We start from the raw sequence: 2,161 nt of genomic DNA on the forward strand, positions 1-2,161 counted from the left end.
GTGCACGCCTTCGCCTACCCACCCACGCATCCCGACGCCGTCGGGGGCGACGGCGTCGGGATGCGTGGGTGGGTAGGCGAAGGCGTGCACGGGGCCGTGCGGCCCCGGGGTCTCGAGGGCCAGGGCCGTCGGCATCCACTCCGCGGACCACGCGCCGGCGCCGCCGGTGATGAGCTCGATCTCGCCGGAGTCGAGATCGAGCACCCACAGGCCGGCGCGACCGCTCGCATCCGCGCCCGAGACCAGGGCGCGCGTGCCCTTCACGTCGTCGATCGACGAGGTGGCCACCGAGGGGACATCGAGCGGACGCACGCCCGTCGGTGAGATCTCGACGATCTCATCGGCTCCGTGCGTGCGCACGGCGACCACGCGCCCGTCATCCGTGGCGCCGAACCAGCGGGTGCCGAGGACCCACAGGCCCCCTCCGGTGTCGGCGTCGGCCGGGGCGAGGGGCTGCGGGTCACCGTCCAGCGGGTGACGGAACAGATTCCATCGACCGTCCGGGTCGTCGGCGTAGAGCAGTTCGTCGTCGGCGATCCACACCGGTTGGAGGGGAGCCCGCTCGACGCCCCCGGCCACCTGGGCGACCTCGCCCGTGTCGAGGTCCGCGACGCGGATGGCGGTGCGATCCCACGGCATGGCCGGGTGATCCCACGCGACCCACGCGAGGTGTCGGCCATCCGGCGAGAGGGCGGGCTGTGCGAGGAAGTCGCTGCCCTCGGCCAGCACGTCGACCCGCTGCGACCCGTCGGTCGCGATGCGCACGATGGCGCGCGCGGGAACGCGGGCGGAGCCGTGCGTCTCGCGGACCGCCAGGAGCACCCCGCGCTCGACGCGCAGGCCGCCGTGGCGCACGGCCTCGTCGACGGCGGTGAGCGGGCGCGGCTGCCCGCCCGGAGTCAGCGCGTAGACGCGCTGGTCGCTCTTCTCGACGAAGTACAGCTCGCCGTCGGGCGATGCGGCCCACGCGCCGCCGCCGTACTCGTGCACGGCCGAGCGGGCGTTGAACGGGGCGGGGAGGACGGTCTCGATCCGCCCGTCGGCTGTCCGGCGCTTGACCGCGACGCGACCGGCCTCGCTCGGCACGGATTCGCCCCACCACACCTCGTTCCCGACGAGCAGTGCGCCGTCGATGCGCGGCGAGGACTCGGCCACCGCCTCGGCGGTGACGGGGGAGGGCCAGGATCCGTAGGGGAGCGTGCGAGCCATGGCATCCACCCTACGCAGGGGGTGCGACAGCGCTGCGGGTCGCCCCGGTCAGCCGGCGTCGGGATGCCGTTGCACCCCGACCGACGACACCCACTCGCGGATGCGCGCGCGCTGCGCGTCGTCGCAGGTGACGCCGTAGCCGACCGAGACCTCCCACAGCGAGACCTCGTCGATGGGCACCTCGTGGTGCAAAGACCACCCGTCGAGCTCGGTGAGCGCGTAGCAGTCGGCCATCGTCTCGACGTCGCCGCCGAAGGCGCCGAGCGCCGCCTGCGTCGGCCCGGGATTGGTGAACTGCAGCACATGCGCGAACTCGTGGTAGGCCACGCCCGTGCGGATCCAGTCGGTCAGGGTGGGATCGGAGCGGGTGTGGTCGCCGACGCGCACGACGAACGGCTCGGCCTGCCACACGCAGGCCATGGCGTCGGCTCCGCATTCGGTCGAGACGTCCATGAAGCGCGTCGACACCCACCCGGAGCCGAGCTGGTCGAGGGCCGCCTCCCACGCGGTGCCGGTCGCATTCGTCGCCGCCTCGACCTCGGCGTTCGAGCGCTGCGTGGTCAGATCATCGGCGAGGTCACGCAGGGAGTCCGTGTCGAGGGCCAGGGCGTCGGCGCTCCATCGGTGGCTCCAGGCGCCTTCCACGACGGCGTCGATCCGGTCCCAGGGGACCAGACTCGCGTACGGGAGGCCGACGAGCGGGGCGACGGCTCCCTCGACCGCGCCGAGGGCGAGACCGAACTCCTCTTTCCGTTCGATCACCTCGCGCTGCTGGTCGATCTCTCGCTGCTGCTCTTCGAGCCGCCGTTGCTGATCGCGGATCTCGCCGCGGGCGTCGTCGAGAGCGCCCGCGGCCCAGAACGCCCCGGCACCGGTCGCCACGAGGACCGCGGCGAGAGCGGCGCCGAGCACGATCGTGCTGCGGCGCGGCCGACGGCGCGAGGGCGCTGAT

General features: G+C 73.5%; 2 protein-coding genes. Both read right to left on the reverse strand.

The window, feature by feature from the left end:
- On the reverse strand, positions 1–1,209 hold a 1,209-nt coding region (locus tag DBR36_RS15385), incomplete at its 3' end, for a TolB family protein (protein WP_375136088.1).
- A 48-nt stretch (positions 1,210–1,257) separates the two neighbouring features.
- Positions 1,258–2,161 (reverse strand): hypothetical protein (locus tag DBR36_RS17925; protein WP_181373635.1); only part of this gene is annotated, 904 nt, incomplete at its 5' end.

Origin of the sequence: Microbacterium sp. HMWF026 (assembly GCF_003061325.1) — a bacterium.
GTDB lineage: Bacteria > Actinomycetota > Actinomycetes > Actinomycetales > Microbacteriaceae > Microbacterium > Microbacterium testaceum_E.